At 68.0% G+C, this 16,474-nt stretch carries 17 protein-coding genes and 2 pseudogenes; 11 read left to right on the forward strand and 8 right to left on the reverse strand.

Annotated features, from left to right (window positions below; translation table 11 throughout):
* Window positions 1-176: 176 nt before the first annotated feature.
* From ACFFGH_RS02770 to ACFFGH_RS02780, 3 genes are read left to right on the forward strand one after another with little or no spacing between them, the layout of a single operon-like run.
* Window positions 177-371 carry a CPXCG motif-containing cysteine-rich protein gene (locus ACFFGH_RS02770; RefSeq protein WP_386664603.1) on the forward strand — a complete coding sequence of 65 codons (195 nt, stop codon included), beginning with the start codon at window positions 177-179 and terminating at the stop codon, window positions 369-371.
* A gap of 42 nt (window positions 372-413) precedes the next feature.
* Complete coding sequence (locus tag ACFFGH_RS02775) at window positions 414-1,187, forward strand: HAD family hydrolase (RefSeq protein ID WP_386664604.1); 774 nt, start codon at window positions 414-416, stop codon at window positions 1,185-1,187.
* Window positions 1,184-1,450, forward strand: coding sequence for a DUF2798 domain-containing protein (locus ACFFGH_RS02780; protein WP_386664605.1), 267 nt, complete (start codon window positions 1,184-1,186; stop codon window positions 1,448-1,450). The genes ACFFGH_RS02775 and ACFFGH_RS02780 overlap by 4 nt, the downstream gene beginning before the upstream one ends.
* 4 nt (window positions 1,451-1,454) lie before the next feature.
* On the opposite strand, the gene ACFFGH_RS02785 is transcribed toward ACFFGH_RS02780, so the two are convergent.
* From ACFFGH_RS02785 to ACFFGH_RS02795, 3 genes and pseudogenes are all read right to left on the reverse strand, one after another.
* Window positions 1,455-1,673 carry a hypothetical protein gene (locus ACFFGH_RS02785; RefSeq protein WP_386664607.1) on the reverse strand — a complete coding sequence of 73 codons (219 nt, stop codon included), beginning with the start codon at window positions 1,671-1,673 and terminating at the stop codon, window positions 1,455-1,457.
* A 103-nt stretch (window positions 1,674-1,776) separates the two neighbouring features.
* Window positions 1,777-1,899, reverse strand: coding sequence for a hypothetical protein (locus tag ACFFGH_RS02790; protein WP_386664609.1), 123 nt, complete (start codon window positions 1,897-1,899; stop codon window positions 1,777-1,779).
* Between the two features lie 372 nt (window positions 1,900-2,271).
* A pseudogene (locus tag ACFFGH_RS02795) lies at window positions 2,272-3,044 on the reverse strand (hypothetical protein); the annotation flags it as partial.
* 292 nt (window positions 3,045-3,336) lie between these two features.
* Between ACFFGH_RS02795 and ACFFGH_RS02800 the strand changes: the two are divergent.
* From ACFFGH_RS02800 to ligD, 5 genes are all read left to right on the forward strand, one after another.
* Complete coding sequence (locus ACFFGH_RS02800; protein WP_386664610.1) at window positions 3,337-4,110, forward strand: lytic transglycosylase domain-containing protein; 774 nt, start codon at window positions 3,337-3,339, stop codon at window positions 4,108-4,110.
* A 114-nt stretch (window positions 4,111-4,224) separates the two neighbouring features.
* The gene (locus ACFFGH_RS02805; protein WP_386664612.1) at window positions 4,225-4,827 is read left to right on the forward strand and encodes a M15 family metallopeptidase; all 603 of its coding nucleotides are present in this window, start codon (window positions 4,225-4,227) and stop codon (window positions 4,825-4,827) included.
* Between the two features lie 194 nt (window positions 4,828-5,021).
* On the forward strand, window positions 5,022-5,603 hold the full coding sequence (locus tag ACFFGH_RS02810; RefSeq protein WP_386664613.1) for an EF-hand domain-containing protein: 582 nt from the start codon (window positions 5,022-5,024) through the stop codon (window positions 5,601-5,603).
* Between the two features lie 269 nt (window positions 5,604-5,872).
* A complete protein-coding gene (gene ku, locus ACFFGH_RS02815) occupies window positions 5,873-6,766 on the forward strand; it encodes a non-homologous end joining protein Ku (protein WP_386664615.1) in 894 nt (297 codons plus the stop codon).
* A 3-nt stretch (window positions 6,767-6,769) separates the two neighbouring features.
* Complete coding sequence (ligD, locus tag ACFFGH_RS02820; protein ID WP_386664616.1) at window positions 6,770-9,502, forward strand: DNA ligase D; 2,733 nt, start codon at window positions 6,770-6,772, stop codon at window positions 9,500-9,502.
* A gap of 170 nt (window positions 9,503-9,672) precedes the next feature.
* Here ligD and ACFFGH_RS02825 read toward each other — a convergent pair.
* The 3 genes and pseudogenes from ACFFGH_RS02825 to ACFFGH_RS02835 form a co-directional block, all read right to left on the reverse strand.
* Window positions 9,673-9,873, reverse strand: a pseudogene (locus tag ACFFGH_RS02825) (KGG domain-containing protein); the annotation flags it as partial.
* 93 nt (window positions 9,874-9,966) lie between these two features.
* The gene (locus tag ACFFGH_RS02830) at window positions 9,967-10,569 is read right to left on the reverse strand and encodes an RES family NAD+ phosphorylase (RefSeq protein WP_386664618.1); all 603 of its coding nucleotides are present in this window, start codon (window positions 10,567-10,569) and stop codon (window positions 9,967-9,969) included.
* A gap of 14 nt (window positions 10,570-10,583) precedes the next feature.
* Entirely contained in the window at window positions 10,584-11,135 is a 552-nt protein-coding gene (locus tag ACFFGH_RS02835) for a hypothetical protein (RefSeq protein WP_386664620.1), read from the reverse strand.
* 281 nt (window positions 11,136-11,416) lie between these two features.
* Here ACFFGH_RS02835 and ACFFGH_RS02840 point away from each other — a divergent pair, with 281 nt between their 5' ends.
* Window positions 11,417-12,649, forward strand: coding sequence for a BON domain-containing protein (locus ACFFGH_RS02840; RefSeq protein WP_386664622.1), 1,233 nt, complete (start codon window positions 11,417-11,419; stop codon window positions 12,647-12,649).
* Between the two features lie 89 nt (window positions 12,650-12,738).
* Here the strand turns inward: ACFFGH_RS02840 and ACFFGH_RS02845 are convergent, their stop codons facing one another.
* A complete protein-coding gene (locus ACFFGH_RS02845; protein WP_386664624.1) occupies window positions 12,739-12,996 on the reverse strand; it encodes a hypothetical protein in 258 nt (85 codons plus the stop codon).
* Window positions 12,993-14,336, reverse strand: coding sequence for a sigma-54-dependent transcriptional regulator (locus ACFFGH_RS02850; protein ID WP_386664625.1), 1,344 nt, complete (start codon window positions 14,334-14,336; stop codon window positions 12,993-12,995). The genes ACFFGH_RS02845 and ACFFGH_RS02850 overlap by 4 nt, the downstream gene beginning before the upstream one ends.
* An 865-nt stretch (window positions 14,337-15,201) precedes the next feature.
* Here ACFFGH_RS02850 and ACFFGH_RS02855 point away from each other — a divergent pair.
* Both ACFFGH_RS02855 and ACFFGH_RS02860 read left to right on the forward strand, forming a co-directional pair.
* A complete protein-coding gene (locus tag ACFFGH_RS02855; RefSeq protein WP_386664627.1) occupies window positions 15,202-15,762 on the forward strand; it encodes an EF-hand domain-containing protein in 561 nt (186 codons plus the stop codon).
* A 211-nt stretch (window positions 15,763-15,973) separates the two neighbouring features.
* A complete protein-coding gene (locus tag ACFFGH_RS02860; protein ID WP_386664629.1) occupies window positions 15,974-16,429 on the forward strand; it encodes a hypothetical protein in 456 nt (151 codons plus the stop codon).
* The last annotated feature ends 45 nt before the right edge of the window (window positions 16,430-16,474 follow it).

Consider the following 16,474-nt stretch of genomic DNA (forward strand, 5'->3'; position numbering starts at 1 on the left):
CGACGTTCCCGCCTGCGCCCTGAGCGGGCGACCGCGCATGCCCCGGCCGCACCGCAAGCGATCGCGTCATGTTTGCATCGCATCCGTATCATCGACTCGGGTGCCCGCGGGCCCCACCGCGCACGCGGCGCGGCGATCCCAATCCTGCAAACCATCCGCGACGAAGGAGGTGCACGATGCTGGTGAGCGAATTCGAACGCGTGAAATGCCCGTACTGCGGCGAGTACACCGTGCTGTCGATCGAGCCCGTGGCCGAAGACCAGCGCTACGTGGAGGACTGCTCGGTGTGCTGCCGGCCGATGATGGTCGACGTGCATGTCGACGAGGACGGCGTTCCGCTGGTCACGGTCGAGTCCGAAAACGAGGCCTGATCCACCTGCGCTGCGGTCGTACGCGGCCGGCATACTGTCGCGATGCATGATCGTGATTCCGGCCGCGACGACCGCGGCATCCGCCTGGTCGGTTTCGACGCCGACGACACCCTGTGGCGCAGCCAGGACTATTTCGACGCCGCGCAGCTCGAGTTCGAGCGCATCGTCGGCCGGTATGTCGACCTGCAAGACGCACGCGCGCATGAGCGGCTCTACGCAATCGAGGCGCGCAACATCGCGCTGTTCGGCTATGGCGTGAAGGGCATGGTGCTGTCGATGATCGAGGCCGCGGTCGAGATCACCGGCGAGCGCATCAGTGCCAGCGACCTGCATCGCATCGTCGGGCTCGGCAAGGACCTGTTGCAGCATCCGGTCGAACTGCTGCCGGGCATTCGCGAGGCGGTCGAGACAATCGCCGGGCAGTTCGACGTGGTGCTGATCACCAAGGGCGACCTGTTCCATCAGGAAGCCAAGGTGCGCCAGTGCGGGTTCGCGTCGCTGTTCCGGCGCATCGAGATCGTCAGCGAGAAAGATGCTGCGACGTATGCGCGACTGTTCGAGGAGTTCGCCCTGCAGCCGACACAGTTTCTGATGGTCGGCAATTCACTGCGTTCCGACATCGCGCCCGTGCTCGGGCTCGGCGGCTGGGGCGTGCATATGCCGTATCACACGACCTGGGTGCACGAAACCGAAGCGGTGTTGCCCGCCGATGCCGACCTGCGCATGCGCCGGGTGGAGGCTGCGCACGCCTTGCCCGCTGCCGTTCGCGAACTGGCCGAGGCGAGCCTTGAGCTGACCGACGAGCGCGGTCCATGAGCCCAGTGCTGGATGCGCGCGCGCAGCGACTGCTGCCAGCCTGCCTGGCCACGTTCATGTCCGCATTCGTCGCGGCCGTGGTGACGGCGATCAATACGGGCATCGATGGTGCGTTCCTGCTGCGCTGGCTGCGCGCCTGGTCCGTCGCATGGCCGGCGGCGGTTATTGCCGCCTATGCATTCCGCCCGCTTGCAGCGCGTTGCGCGGCGGTGCTCGCACGCTGGAGCAGGCCGCGCGGCGAGGGCGCGCGCGAGCGGCGGTAAGGTCTCAGTTGTCGAGGCCGGGAACCGTCGGGCCGTGGTCGACATGCAGCGCGTGCTCGCCGGCGGGCGTCAGCGAAGGCGCGCCATCGTCGTGCTGCAGCATGCCCTTCGCGGCCAGCGCGTCGCGCAGCCCGGGATCGATCGAAGCCGGATCGCGCGCATAGCGGCGCAGGGCGTCGATCTCATCAACCGTCAAAGGCGTGGGCTGGGCGCTGGTGGTCATCGCGGTCGCTCGCTGCAGGCGGAGTGCCAGTCTGGAGCGGGCGTGGTCGGCCGGGCGTGACGCGGGCGCAGGGTCAATCGGTGCCGCAGACGCGGCCGCGGGCTTAGCTCAGGCCCGGGGTGCCATTGGCGACGGCCCAGACCACACCGCTGACCAAAGCCAGCGCCAGCATGGCGCGTTCTGCGAGTTCAAGACGGTCGGGGCGGGCGGCCTTGCGCGTGCTCATTGGATGGGACTCCTGTACGACGGAGCCAGTGAACCGCGCCGACGGGGGGCGGGTCCGCGAACCGCGTCACAGCGAGGGCAGTCGCGCCGCAGCGCGTGCCGACACTGCGTAGCCGATCACATGGGCTTACGCGTGCATTGCATCGCTGCAGGGGTGGCGGCTCGTATACAGGCAGTCGCGCTGGCAACGGCGCCGCGGTATCGATATCTGCGCGCGGCTACGGGGCACGTTGCACGCGGTGCATTGCCGACGCCTGCGCCAGTTGCCCACGGTGTGTTCGCGGTCGCCACCGCATACACCGCCGCAAAGTACCCACAGCAAAAGACCGGCACGAGGCCGGTCTTTCGCAAAGCGCTGTGGTGCGGGGCTCAGCGGCCGTCGCGGTCCGCGTCGCCGGGCAGCACGTGCTCGACGCTGTGCCACGCATCCTTGGCGGCGTACTTCGCCTTGTCCCAGCTCAGGTTGGAGCTGCCGCGGTGGCGGTCCCAGTCACGGCCGAGATCGGACTCGAGCGAGTCATCCCACTGGCGGTCGCCGTGGTGGCTGCGCGAATACAGGCCGTAGCGGTAGGCCGGACGGTAGTCGTCGAAGCCCGCGCCCGAGTTCGTGTCGCGGTATTCGCAGGTGTCGAACTTGCTTTCGAAGTGGCGATCGGCCGCATCGTAGGTGCGGTAGGTGCGGTCGCTGCGGTCCCACGAATCACGTACGGCGTGCTTCGCGTTGTCCCAGTCCAGGCGCGATGCGCCGCGGTTCTTCGACCAGCCTTCGCGCAGGTCCGACTCGAGCGAATCGTCCCAGTCGCGACCGGCATGCTGCGTGCGCGCATTCGCGCCGAATGCATAGGCCGGGCTGTAGTCGTTGTCGTAGTCGTAGTCACGGCTGTAGTACGGACGCGTCGATGCGTTCTCGCGCCAATACTCGTTCTCGGCGGTCGGGTCCATCTGCTCGGCCACACCCTTGCCGGCCAGGCCGCCGGCAACGGCGCCGACGCCACCGCCGACGAGCATGCCGATCGGGCCGAAGATCGCGCCGGCCAGCGCGCCGGCGGTCGCGCCGCCGGCTGCGCCGACGCCGGTACCGACCGGGTGGGAACCGGGCGCGCCGGAAATCGGATCTCGATTCATATCACGGGTCTGATTGGTCATAGGTCTCTCCTTGTGTAGGCAGGCATTGCGGTTGGGGCTTGAACGGTCCGGCGCATTCGCAACTGCAGGCCGATCCACATGCCGTGTCGACCGCGCGGGCCATGCTGTGCGCATCAGCTGCACGCATCGTTCGGCGATCACCACCGGCCCCAAATGCAACGCCTGCGTCGGGGAATTCCACGCTACAGCTGATGTCGTTAGCGGCTACGTAGCGCCACGTGAGCGCCGCGCTAACAATCCACCCAACGATCAGCACACTCGCGCGCAGGCAGTGCGCGCTAAGGTGCGCCGCATGTTCGCCAGGTGCCGACCGCTGTCGTGTTCGTTCGTGCTCGCGCTGGCGATGGTGGCGGGCACTGTCGAGGCACGCACGGTGTATCGCTGCGAACGCGACGGCACGGTCAGCCTGTCGACCGCGCCGGAGCCGGGTTCGCGCTGCGAGCCGCGCGAAGTGGCCGATGATGCGGTGAGCCTGCCGAACCTCTGGGGCGCGCTCGGCATCGTCAAGGGCACGTTGTACGAACGCATCGAGGACGGGCGCCCCGTCTACGGCACACGGCCGCTGCCGGGTTCCAAGCGGGTGCTCGGCTTCACGGTGCAGACGCCGCCTCCGCCGCCATCGGCACCGACGCCAGCTGCAGATAGCGCGCCGGCACGGCTCGACCGTTACCCGGCGCAGTTCCGTGCCGCCGCGCGCCGTGCCGGCGTCGACGAAGCGCTGGTGCGTGCGGTCGCTCATGCCGAAAGCGGCTTCGACCCGGTGGCCGTATCGCCGAAGGGCGCGCTGGGCGTGATGCAGCTGATGCCCGCGACCGCGCGCGAGCTCGGCGTGCAGGATCCGTTCGCGCCCGCGCAATCGATCGACGGTGGCGCGCGCCATCTGCGGCAGTTGCTGCGCCGCTACGGCGGTAACCTCGAACTCGTGGCCGCCGCATACAACGCAGGCGTGGGTGCGGTGACGCGCCATGGCGGCGTGCCGCCGTATGCCGAAACCCGCGAATACATCCGGCGCGTGCTTGCGCTGCATGCGCGCTATCGCGCCGCGCTCTCGGCTGCGGGGGGCTAACGCGGCTTCGATTCGCGCCGCGGCGCATCGCGGTGCACGCTGGAATCACGCACGTGGCACAAGGCTGATGAGCGACGCGACCTGTCAGGCGTCGCGCATTTCAGGCTCACTTCGATGAGCGACCGGCTGTCCCACACCGACGTGCTGTTTACCCAGCGGCTGCTGCGCATGCAGGGGCTGTACGACGGTGCGCCCGACGGCGTGTGGGGGCCGCGCACGCAGGCTGCGGCGCTGGAGTTCGAACGGCGCTCGCTGATCCTGCGCGCCGAACTGGGCGAGTTCGATCCGCGCAGCGAACGCCATATCCTCGGCCTGACGCTGATCGCACAGGCCGAGGCGCGGCGCTTCATGGCGCGCGTGAGTGGGCATGGAGTGGACGTGCGCATCATCTCCGGCACGCGCAGCTATGCCGAGCAGAACCTGCTGTTCCGCCAGGGCCGTTACGGCAACCCGGGGCCGGTCGTCACGCATGCCAGCGGTGGCCGTAGCCGCCACAACTTCGGCATTGCCTGGGACATCGGCGTGTTCACGGCCGAGGCCGGCTATTCGCGGCACCCGCGCGATTACGCCGAGGTCGCGCGGCTCGGGCTCAGCGACGCACTGCAATGGGGCGGGGACTGGCCGCGGTTTCCCGACCCGCCGCATTACGAGCTCGACCTTCGCATCGACCTGGCGGCGCTGCGCGAGCGCTTCGAACGCGGTGAGCCGGCGGTCTGACCCACCGTCGCCGCGTGCGTGATGACGCGCTGCAGCGCGACTCGACCGGGAACCGGCGGTGGCCCGCGCAGCAACGTTATAGAGGCCTCTCAGAGGCGTTAAACCGATGTTTGCTACGGCCGTGGTCACCGTGCGTACACCCGGCGCGCGCAGCATGGCCGTCGTTCTGCACGGGCGATCCGAAGGAGGAGCCAATGAACCGCACGATCCACACGCTCGCAATCGCCACCCTGGCTGCGCTTGCCGCGCCGACCGTCTGCGCGCAGTCCGGCGACACCACCCAAGTACGCCAGGCGACGGCGACCAATCAGGCCACGCAGACCGGCGCGGTCGTCCGCGAGTCGCTGCTGACCACGAACGCACCGGTGGGCGAGCAGCTCGACCAGAGGACGCCGCCGCCGGTGGCCGGCGCGGAGGAAGAGGAAGAGGCGATGCGCCGCGACCGCCGCCGCGCACTGAAGCTCAACCTCAAGCCGCCGCGCGCCGCGGCGGCGAGCGCGGCCGCCCAGCGTGGCGCCTGGAGCGAACTCGATGCCGACGGCGACGGCCGCGTCAGCCTCGCCGAGGGCGAGGTCAACGCCGATTTCAAGAGCAGTTTCGAAATGATGGACGCCGACCACGACGGCTTCGTCAGCGACGTCGAATACCGCGCGCATGCACGCGCCAATGCAACGCGCGGCCGCGACGATGCGGTGCGCCACGACCCGACGCTGCGTAGTGGCGTCGGTGACACCAGCCGCGATCCCGAGGCGGTCCGCACCGACGACGACGAGTAACGCGAGCGCGCGTCAGCGTTCCGGCGAAAACGGCGCCCACGGGCGCCGTTTTCGCGTTGTGGGCGAGCCACGCGCCTCCCACCGCTCCGGGCTGCAGCCGTGCCAGCTGCACCGGCCAGCGCGAGCCCACGTGGGCCCGCGCCACGCCTGCCTGTCGGGCCCATAACCATCGAAACGCATGCCGTGCGCCTCCGGCCGAGGCTTCACCCGGTGCGGACGAGGCAAGCGCGATCGTGCGGACTGCCTTTACGCGCGCGAGGAAACCCGCCATGGCCCGTCCGATCTGGTCCGGCTCACTGTCGTTCGGACTGCTCAACATCCCAGTCCGATTGATGGCGGGCGAGCGCCGTACCGACATCTCGTTCCGCATGCTCGATGCGCGCACGAATGACCCGGTGCGCTACGAGCGCGTCAATGCCGAGACCGGTGACGAAGTGCCGTGGAAGGAAATCGTCAAGGCGTACGAATACTCCAAGGGCAACTACGTCGTCATCGAGAAAAGCGATATCGACCAGGCCGCCGGCGAGCACGACGACACGATCGCGCTGGATGCATTCGTCAACCGCGACGCGATCCCGGCAGCGTATTTCGAAAAGCCCTACCTGCTCGTGCCGGGCAAGAAAGCCGAGAAAGGTTACGTGCTGCTGCGCGAAGTGCTGCGCAATTCCGACCGGGTCGGCATCGGCCGCGTCGTCATCCGCACCCGCGAGCACCTGGCGATGCTCACCGTGCAGGACGACGCGCTTGCGCTGATCCTGCTGCGCTTTCCACAGGAGCTCGTCGACCCGACCGAGTACGAGGTCCCGCAGGGCGACGCCGCGGATTTCGGCGTGAGCGCGAAGGAGCTGAAGATGGCGCAGGCGCTGATGGAATCGATGACCGACGAGTGGGATCCATCGCAGTACAAGGATGAATTCCGCACGCGTCTGCATGCAGTGATCCAGCAGCGCATCGCCGAGAAGGGCCGCACGGTCACGATCGAGGACACGCCCGAAGAAGAGGCGGAGGTCGCGACCAACGTGGTCGACTTCATGGCGCTATTGCAGCAGAGCCTGAAGAAAAAAGGCGGCGACGGCGATGAGGCCCCGGCCGGCAAGACCGCCGCGCGCAAGACCACGAAGAAGGCGTCCACCGGTACGCGCAAATCGCGCAAGCAGGCCTAAGCGATGGGCCTGACCGAATACCAGCGCAAACGTCATTTCAACCGCACGCCCGAGCCCAGCGGCGCGTCGGCCACACCCGCGCCCGAGGGCGAGCGCAGCTTCGTGATCCAGCTGCATCACGCGAGCGTGCGGCATTACGACTTCCGGCTCGAAATCGATGGCGTGCTGCGCAGCTGGTCGATTCCGAAGGGGCCCTCATTGCGTCCCGGCGATCGTCGCCTCGCGGTCGAGGTCGAGGACCACCCGCTCGATTACGCCGATTTCAGCGGCCAGATTCCGAAAGGCGAGTATGGCGCCGGCCACGTGGCGATCTTCGATGCCGGCTGCTGGGTGCCAGAGGGTGACCCGGCCGACGCGATTGCCCGCGGCAAGCTCGAATTCCAGCTGTTCGGCGAGCGCCTGCGCGGGCGCTGGAACCTGATCCGCACGCGTCGCGACGCAAGCAAGCCGCAGTGGCTGCTGATCAAGCGCACCGACGAGCACGCCGCCGACCTCGAGGCCGATGACCTGCTCGACGGCATTCCGGAGCCGCCTGCGGCTTCACCGGGCGCGTCGACTGAACGCGGCCGTCAAATCCGCGCCGCGCATGCCGATGCGAACCCCGAATCTTCCAAGGCACCGGGCGTGAAAAAACGCAAAGCACCATCGAAAACCGTGGCCAAATCGAGCAGCGGTACCGAAGCGTCCGCGCGGAAAGCCCCGGCGAAAGAAGCCGGTGCCGCAGGCACCAAGCGTCGTGCCCGCGCATCGACTTCAGGTTCGGACAAAACGCTCGATGCTCTGCGCGAACGTGCGCGCAAGCTTGCCGATGGACGTCGCATCGAATCGGTCGAGTTCGCCGAGCCGATGCTGACGATCGCCGCCGACGAGGCGCCGGCTGGCGAGGACTGGGTGCATGAGTGGAAGTGGGACGGCTACCGGGTGGTCGCGTATGCCAGCGACGAGCCGCAGCTGTGGTCGCGCAACGGTCTGAGCTGGACCGCACGCGTGCCCGAGATCGTGCAGGCGCTGGGCGCGCTGGGCATCGAAGCCGAGCTCGACGGCGAGCTGATCGCGGTCGACGAGAACGGCTACAGCACGTTCAACGGCCTGCAGCAGGCGCTCAAGGACGGCGAGACCTCACAACTGCGCTACTGCGTGTTCGACCTGATGAGCCTGGACGGCCATGACCTGCGTGAAGCGCCGCTGGTCGAGCGCAAGGCGCTGCTGCAGGAACTGCTCGACGGCGCCGATGCGCGGCTGTTCTTCAGCACGCATGTGCGCGGGCAGGGGCCGGAGCTGTTCGAGGCCGCGCGCGCGCGTGGCATGGAAGGCATCATCAGCAAGCGCGCCGATTCGACCTACGTGAGCGGCCGTTCGTCGCACTGGCTCAAGGTCAAGGCGGTGGAAACGCGCGACTTCATCGTGGTCGGCTGGTCCGACCCGAAAGGCTCGCGAAAGGGGCTGGGCGCATTGCTGCTTGCGCAGCGCACCGGGGGCGAGCTCGTCTATGCGGGCCGCGTCGGCTCGGGCCTGGGCGCGCAGATGCTGCGCGACCTGCCGCGCCGTCTACGCCGGCTTGCCACCGATACCCCGCCGGTGACGTTGCCCGGGCACCTGCCGCGCCCGGCGGGACAGGTGCAGTGGGTGCGGCCGGAGCTCGTGGTCGAGGTGATCTTTCGCGGCTGGAGCAAGGAAGGCCTGCTGCGGCAGGCGACGTTCCACCGCCTGCGCGACGACAAGCCGGCCGACGAGGACACCGCGGGTGACCGGCCCGACGCCGCGGTGCCGGGTTCGAAGGCCGCCAAGCGCGCGTCACCGGAGCCCGCGGACGCCAGGCCCGCTGCGACGAAGGCGCCGCGCAAGCAGCCTTCGCGCAGCAAGGCCAAGGATGCGGACGAGGACGCCCTGCCGACGCTGAGTTCGCCCACCCGCGTGGTCTACCCCGACGCCGGCTACACCAAGCAGGCGGTCTGCGACTACTACCTGTCGGTCGCCGACCGCCTGCTGCCGGAGATCTCCGGGCGGCTGCTGTCGATCGTGCGTTGCCCCGAGGGCATCGACGGCCAGCGCTTTTTCCAGAAGCACGCCGGCCGCGGCTTCGGCGATGCGGTGCATCGCCATACCATCGTCGAAAGCAGTGGCGAGGAAGCCGGCTATTTCTACGTCGACAGCGTGGCCGGGCTGATGCAGCTCGTGCAGATGAACACGATCGAGTTCCATCCCTGGGGCTCGACGGTCGATGCGCTCGAACGCCCGGACCGCATCGTGTTCGACCTCGATCCCGATCCCGGCGTGCCGTGGACGCGCGTGAAGCAGGCTGCCGTCGAAGTGCGCGATCGCCTGGAGGAAGTGGGTCTGGCGTCCTACCCCAAGCTCACCGGTGGCAAGGGCGTGCACGTGGTGGCCCCACTCGCCCCGAAGGCCGAATGGGAGCAGGTGCGCGTGTTCTGCGAAGCGTTCGCCGATGCGATGGTGCGTCAGGCGCCGAAACGGTTCGTCGCGACGATGAGCAAGGCCAAGCGCGAAGACCGCATCTTCATCGACTGGCTGCGCAATGGCCGCGGCGCGACCTCGGTCGCGAGCTGGTCACTGCGTGCGCGTGCCGGTGCGCCGGCCGCGGTGCCGCTGACCTGGGATGAGCTGGCGAGCGAGCGCAAGGCGGCGCGCGTCACGCTGGCGGATGCCGGTTCGCGTGAGCTGCCGTCGCTGGTGGAAGAACTCGTCGCGCGGCAGCAGACATTGCCGCTGCAGTAGGGCAGCACGGCCCCGGACGGTTGATCCGCGTCCGCGGGCGGGCTGTCAGTGTGTGCTATGTGCGGCGCGAATGCCGCAGTGCCGGCGTCGGGCGACGCCGGCACGAACGGTCATGCAGATCAGTGCGTGCGCTCGCTGCCACCGCTGTTGCCGTTCTCGGCCTGCATGCGGCGACGCGCATTGGCGGCGCGTGCACGTCCGCCGAGACGGCCGGCTTCACGGGCCTGCTGCGAGTCGAACTCGTGCGCGTTGCCGCTGCGATGCGCGGCGCGTCCGCCTTTGCTCGAGATCGCGCGCTGCTTTTCCGCATCCATGCTCGCAAAACCGCGGCCGCTGCGCGGGCGTTCGTTGTTGGATGGGGCTTGGGTCATATCGGCCATGGGTCAACTCCAGTGTGGCGCGGTGCGTAACCGCAGGGGGGGGAAGTAAAACGGGCAGGGTCCGTCGCGTTGCTGTTCGCCCGATCAGTAGCGCAGGCGCGGGTCGATGTGGAACGGGTCGATCGCGCGGATCTTCACTTGACCGGCGTCGGGGTGTTCCGGATTGACCAGCACGTTGCGTTCGGGTGCGCAGAGCACGCTCGGCACTTCGAGTGCGAGCGAGCGCTTCTCGCGCGCCCAACCGTCACCGACCGCGCGCACGTCGTCGCGGTACGGGCGCTCACGCCACTGCGCCGGAAGCGTGTCGATCGTCGTGACCGCTTCGCCCGGCAGCATCGCGGTGACGATGACGAGGTCCTCGGGCGAATCGCCCTCCAGGTGCGCGAGGAACTCCATCGCGGCACCGGCGGCGCTCGTCGAGGCATAGGCCGCGCAGACGTCGTCGCTGGTCCAGCGGCCGCCCTTGCGGTTGCGCTCTACACCGAACGCATCGTCAGCGTGGCTGCGCTCCACGACGCGGTACACCAAGCGGGGGCCGGGCGCGCTGTGCTCATGCTCCTCGACGGAGGGGGCCGCCACGACCGGCTGCTGCATCGACACGGGGTCGCTGGCGGGGAACGTGTCGGCGACTGCAGCGTCGAGATCGTTCTCGGGGGTCGGCGGTGGCTCGCGCTTACCGGTACTCATCGAATTGAAACTCCTCAGGATTGCGGTGGCGTGGTCGCGTCGGTGGGCGCGGTAGGGTCGACCATCGTCGGTGCGCTGGTCGGGCCGGCCTGATTAAGGCAGTCCGTCAGTGCCTGGCCGGTGAGGCCTTCGCATGCACCGATCACGGTGCCGGCCGGCGGCAGCGCGGCGCCCGCGGCAGCCGGATCAGCCGGCGAGATCACATCGGGTGCATCGACGGCGCCCGGGCCCACTCCGGCTTCGGCGGATGCCGGCGGTGCGACCGCCTCGGCCTCGCGGTCGTTGCAGGCGGTCATCGAAAGCGACAGTGCCACCAGCGCCAAAAGGGTCAGCAGTTTCATCGTCGTGTTCCTGTTGATCGCGGAAGGGTTTGTCGCGGGAAACATGGGGTGCGGAAACAGTTGCAGGAGAAGTCGTCTCGGAAGTACTGGAGCAATCTCCATGCCACAGCCGTAGAGGCCACTGCGCCGTGCTCGCGCCTCGCTGTGCACCGCCACAGGCATGAAAAAAGTTCGCGCGAATGCACAAAGCCCGAGCACAAGGTGCAGCGGCGGCGCCGCGTGCACCGCTCGATTGCACCGCCGCGTTGGCACGTGAATTGCGGCATCCCTGCAGTTCCCTGCGGCGCGCGTCGCGTGCGGACCGACGGTAATGCGCGCAGTCGGTGCAGGGCTTCACTCCGGGTCGCGCGATCAGGCGCGGACCATCCATCCCAATGCAGGAGGACAGACCAGTGCGTGACAACCAGGTCGGCAATGAATTGAAGGAAGTGGCGCAGGACGTACTGCGCCTTGGCGTGCGATGCGTACAAGCAGGTCGCACTTGGCTAAGTGACAGGAGAGAAGAAATGGCAAATCGCAACAACGATCAGGGCAATGACTACGGCCGCCAGCGCGGGCAGCAGTCGCAGGACCACGATCAGCAGCGTTACGGCCAGTCGGGGCCGTCGCAGTTCGCCGGTGACTACCAGAGCCAGAGCATGGAGCAGGGCTGGGACAACGACCGCGACAGCGACCACAGCCATGTCTGGACCGGGCCCGGCGCCGGCGCAGGGCGCGAGCAGGGGCTGGGCCAGTCCTCGAACAATCGCCAGCAGTTCGGTGGCCGCGAGCAGGGCTACGGCGGTTACGACACCCAGCGCAGCGGCTACGGTCAGGGTGAGGGCTACGGCTCGCAGGGCGCGCAGGCGTACGGCACCCGGACGGGACTGGGCGGATCGCAGAGCGCAGGCGGACAGGGCCAGGGCTACGGCCAGCAGGGCTACGGCCAGAGCCGTGGATACGGTTCGCAGGGCTATGGCGGGCTGCAGGGCGGTTTGCAGGAGCACGGCTCGCGCGGCCGTAGCAACGATTTCAGCCAGGGCTACGGCCAGGGCTTCGGCACGCAGGGCTACGGCCAGAACGATCGCAGCCATCAGCAGCAGGGCCGCTACGGCCAGCCCTCGCAGTACGGGCAGCAGCAGGGCTTCGGCGACCACGTCGGCCATGGGCGTCACGAGCTCGGCAACGAGACGATCGGCTCGGGACGCATCGGCGGCTTCGGTGCGGTCGGCAACCGCACTAGCAACTACGGTGGCGCGCCGATGGGTCAGGGTTACGGCAGCAGCTCGGGCTACGGCATGGGTGGCGAGGAGTATGGCCAGCAGTACGGCTATCGCGATGAGGACCGCTCCGGCTCGCAGTTCGGCAGCTTCGGTCAGGGTCAGACCCACCGCGGCCGTGGGCCGAAGAACTACACGCGATCGGACGATCGCATCATCGACGACATCAACGAGCGCCTGACCCACGCCGACGACATCGACGCCAGCGAGATCCAGGTCCGCTGCGAGGGCGGCAAGGTCACGCTCGAGGGTACGGTCGACCACCGCTGGATGAAGCACCGCGCCGAAGACATCGCCGATTCGTGCAGCGGCGTGAAGGACGTGGACAACCGCATCACCGTGCAGTCGTCCGGTTCGCGTGACAACGATTCGCAGGGTCTCGGCGGCTCGCAGTCGTCACAGGGCCAGGGCCGCACCAGCGGCACCAGCCAGTCCACGTCGGGCGCCGGCAAGACGGGCGGATCGACGCAGCAGCATTGATGCCGCGTCAGCAGTAAACAAAAGGCCTGCGCCATTGGCGCAGGCCTTTTTCATCGCGGATCCAGCGGCCGGAACCGGTACGTCGCGAGTCAGTCCTGATCGCCCGGATCGCGCTGCAGCAACTGCGCGCAGCGATAGCACGCGGCTTCGGTGCGGCGGATATTCTCGAGCGCTTCGCTGGCATCGCCGCCCTGCACGAGCCGACGCGCTGCGGCGGCCGCCATCATCGCGGTGTTGAGTTCGTTGCGCAGCTCGTGCATCCAACGGCCCGCAGTGCTCAGCTGGAACGCTGCCGAAGCGGCTGCAGTGGAAGAGGGCGTCGTTGGTGTCTGCGGCGTCGAGCTCATGGCGTTCCTTCGTGGCGCAGCGGCGCATCGCCGATCCGCGCGAGCTGATTGTGGATGGTGCGTACGCTCACTCCGAGCGCGCGCGCGGTCTGCGTTTTATCGTGGTTGAAGCGCGCAAGCGTCTTCAACAGCATCTCGCGCTCGACCTCAGCGTACGTCATGCCCACCGTGAAGGTCACCGTCATCTCGTCCTGATGCATCGGTGCAACACGCCGGCCCGGCATCGCAAGGCGCACGGTGTCGCCATCGCTGAGCACGTAGGCACGCTGGATCGCGCTGCGCAGTTCGCGCACGTTGCCCGGCCAGCCGTGCTGCATCAGCACGCGGTGCGCGTCCGATGCCAGGCGCTTGTGCTGCCCGTACTGCTGGTTCAGCCGGTCGACGAACACCTGTGCGAGCAGCAGCACGTCATCGCCACGCGCGCGCAGCGGCGGCATCGTGACGATGAAGTCGGCAAGCCGGTAGAAGAGGTCCTCGCGCAACACACCTTTTTCGATCGCGACTTCCGGGTCGCGGTTCGTCGCCGCGACGATGCGCACGTTGACGTCGATCGGATCGAGCCCGCCGACGCGGGTGATCTGGCCCGTCTCCAGTGCGCGCAGCAGATACACCTGCAGCCCCGGCGGCATCTCGGTGATTTCATCCAGGAACAGCGTGCCCTGGTGGGCCTGCTCGAAGTAACCGATGTGGCGATTCGCCGCGCCCGTGAAGCTGCCGCGCTCGTGGCCGAACAGGTGGCTGGCGAGCAGCTCCGGCGCGATCGCGCCGCAATTGACCGCGACGAACTTGCCACGCCGCGCGCTTTGCTCGTGCACCGCGCGTGCGATCAGCTCCTTGCCGGTGCCGCTTTCGCCGGTGATCAGCACCGAAGCGGTAGTCGGCGCGACCTTGCACAGATCGCGCACGATGCCCTGCATCGCTTCACATTCGCCGATCAGCCCGCCGAACGCCGACGGCAGCGGCCGCGGCGTGCGCGTACGGGCGTCGGCCAGCAATGCATCGAACTGGATCGGGCACAGCGGCTTGATCAGGTAGTCGACAACCGGCATCGATACCGCTCGCGCGGCCGATTCGATCGACGGCGTGCCAGTGACGATCGCGACGCGGCCGCTGTGCTGCGCCAGGTCGAGTTCGTCGAGCAGATCAAAGCCCGAGCCGTCCGGCAGCTCGAGATCGAGCAACATCAGGTCGGCGCCGTCGCGATCGATCAGCTGACGCGACTGCTGCAGCGAATGCGCGAGCGTCGCCCGGAACCCCCGCGTGCGCGCGAAGTCGGCTGCCGCGTTCGCGAAGTCGACATCGTCATCGACGATCAGCACAGAGGGGAGGGACGGGGTCATCACGCGGGTCCATCAGATACAGGTCCGCACCGTAGCGCGGGCGCAGTTAACGGCACGTGTGAGAAGCGGTGAACTTTCTGCCGGCCGGCGCAAAAAATTCGGACCCGGGCGGCAGGTGCTGCCCCGGCACCGTCGAGGCGCCGTCGTCTGCGTTGGCACAGCGGTTGCGTGTGAAGGCGGTCGCCCGCGGCCGAGGTGCGACCGTAAATGGTCGAGCTACGTGGCTCGGTTTCAGTGGGTCGTTGCAGAACAGCGCGCGCCGGCAGTCATAGATGTCATGGACGCGATTGGTTCGCATAGTCGGCATCCGGCATGGCGGGACACGCTCGAGCGCGGGCCGCGACTTCCCAGCGGTTGCGCCGTTCACCTGCTGGCGCCGTCAGCGCCGCGGTTCGGAGGTCGGTCCCAACGCCCTTGGTGCTGCGACGTCACCAACACCGGCGTACCGGTGCGGCCCCACCGGGGCAAAGCGCGGCCGATTGCTGCGATGAAGGTCGCATTTCACGCGCCGAAAGAACGCGCCGCTGCCCGTGAATTTGTAAAGGTTGTGTTCGATTCAGCCAGCGCAAGCGTTCTGGCGTTGCGGCGCCCCGGAGAAAAAGCCCGTCATTTCGGCCTTTCCGAGGCCCGACACCGCGCAAGCAGCACGAAACCGTAGTGCTTTGGGTTAAGGCCGCGTCGTGGCTGCGATTTGCGCATCGAGTCCGTTCATTTTCTGCGCGGCAAGGTGCGCCCCGCGGTAACGCAACCTGCCGCGTTACCGATCCCCCGCGTTATCGACCCTGCGTCAAAGACCACCGCGACACAGACCACTGTTACCGGGCAACTGCCCATATCCCCCAAAAGGTCCATCAAGGAGCTACGCATGTCCAAGCTTTCCCGCAACTCGCTGCTGGCCGCCGCTTCCGCTCTTGCCATGCTGTCGGCTCCGCTGGCGTTCGCCCAGTCGACCGATGCGGCCGCCACCCAGCAGACGGACGTCTCGGCTCAGGCCGCCGGCACCCAGGCCGACGTTGCTACGTCGACCGCGACCGACGCGCAGTCGACCGGCGTCGAGACCGCTACCGAGGCAACGACGGACACGGGCACCGAGACCGCCACCGACGCAACGGCGAACGCCGGCACCGAGACCGCAGCCGATGCGACCGCTGACGCCGGCGCGAATGCCGATGCAGGCGCGAATGCGACCGCGAACGCCGGCGGCCAGAAGACCTGGGCCGACATCGACACCGATAAGGACGGCAACATCAGCAAGACCGAAGCCGCTGGCATGCCGGCGCTCGATCGCGTGTTCGCCGACGCTGACGGCAACGCCGACGGTTCGCTGACCGCCGACGAGTACCGCGACTACGCCGCCAAGGCGGGCGCCCAGTCGAACGCCGAAGCCGGCGCGACGGACGAGACCGCGACGGACGAGACCAAGTAATCACGTAACCGGTTGCACTGCGATCTGCAGTGAACGCGGGGCGGCCTTCGGGTCGCCCCGCGTTTTTTTTGTGCATATCCGGGTGGTGTCGATCCGCAACGGCGGCTGAGCCAAACGCGGCCGTAGCCTGAAAATTAAAAACCGGTTCACGCAGCGCGACGCATGGTCGGTCCCGGGCCCGCCGTGGGGCGGGCGTTGAAGGAGAACGATGATGGCCATGATTCCCCGCTGGCTCGCCCCTGCCGTGCTCGCCACCGGACTCGGCATCGCCGGCTTGTCGCCGGCACCCGCGCACGCGCAGAGCGGCGATGAGCTGGTGCGCGTAATCGTCGACGTCGCGGACGTGATCATGCGCGGCGACCAGCCGTACTACCGCCATGGCAACTATGGCCGTGACGATCGCCTCGTCGTAAGCCGTGACCGCTACGGCCGCCCGGTCTATTACCGCCAGTCACCGTATGCGGACCGCTATCCGACCGGCTATGGCTACGGGTATGGCGATGACCGCCGCGACGTTCGACGCACCAAGTGCAACAAGCACGGTAAGTGCAAGGTCGAGTACTACGACCCGCGCCATGACCGACGTAATGACCGCGCGTACTACCGTGACGACCGCCGTCGCTATGAAGTCGCACACGAGCGCTGGCACGATCGCTACGACGACTGACCCATAAGTCCGACCGGCGCCGCCAGCGCGGCGCCCGTGCGGTAC

Source organism: Lysobacter korlensis (assembly GCF_042434515.1).

Bases quoted from the DNA above. Each gene is read 5' to 3' on its own strand.
- ACFFGH_RS02770 (WP_386664603.1), top strand. From the start codon at position 177: ATGCTGGTGAGCGAATTCGAACGCGTGAAATGCCCGTACTGCGGCGAG.
- ACFFGH_RS02775 (WP_386664604.1), top strand. From the start codon at position 414: ATGCATGATCGTGATTCCGGCCGCGACGACCGCGGCATCCGCCTGGTC.
- ACFFGH_RS02780 (WP_386664605.1), top strand. From the start codon at position 1,184: ATGAGCCCAGTGCTGGATGCGCGCGCGCAGCGACTGCTGCCAGCCTGC.
- ACFFGH_RS02785 (WP_386664607.1), bottom strand. From the start codon at position 1,673: ATGACCACCAGCGCCCAGCCCACGCCTTTGACGGTTGATGAGATCGAC.
- ACFFGH_RS02790 (WP_386664609.1), bottom strand. From the start codon at position 1,899: ATGAGCACGCGCAAGGCCGCCCGCCCCGACCGTCTTGAACTCGCAGAA.
- ACFFGH_RS02800 (WP_386664610.1), top strand. From the start codon at position 3,337: ATGTTCGCCAGGTGCCGACCGCTGTCGTGTTCGTTCGTGCTCGCGCTG.
- ACFFGH_RS02805 (WP_386664612.1), top strand. From the start codon at position 4,225: ATGAGCGACCGGCTGTCCCACACCGACGTGCTGTTTACCCAGCGGCTG.
- ACFFGH_RS02810 (WP_386664613.1), top strand. From the start codon at position 5,022: ATGAACCGCACGATCCACACGCTCGCAATCGCCACCCTGGCTGCGCTT.
- ku (WP_386664615.1), top strand. From the start codon at position 5,873: ATGGCCCGTCCGATCTGGTCCGGCTCACTGTCGTTCGGACTGCTCAAC.
- ligD (WP_386664616.1), top strand. From the start codon at position 6,770: ATGGGCCTGACCGAATACCAGCGCAAACGTCATTTCAACCGCACGCCC.
- ACFFGH_RS02830 (WP_386664618.1), bottom strand. From the start codon at position 10,569: ATGAGTACCGGTAAGCGCGAGCCACCGCCGACCCCCGAGAACGATCTC.
- ACFFGH_RS02840 (WP_386664622.1), top strand. From the start codon at position 11,417: ATGGCAAATCGCAACAACGATCAGGGCAATGACTACGGCCGCCAGCGC.
- ACFFGH_RS02845 (WP_386664624.1), bottom strand. From the start codon at position 12,996: ATGAGCTCGACGCCGCAGACACCAACGACGCCCTCTTCCACTGCAGCC.
- ACFFGH_RS02850 (WP_386664625.1), bottom strand. From the start codon at position 14,336: ATGACCCCGTCCCTCCCCTCTGTGCTGATCGTCGATGACGATGTCGAC.
- ACFFGH_RS02855 (WP_386664627.1), top strand. From the start codon at position 15,202: ATGTCCAAGCTTTCCCGCAACTCGCTGCTGGCCGCCGCTTCCGCTCTT.
- ACFFGH_RS02860 (WP_386664629.1), top strand. From the start codon at position 15,974: ATGGCCATGATTCCCCGCTGGCTCGCCCCTGCCGTGCTCGCCACCGGA.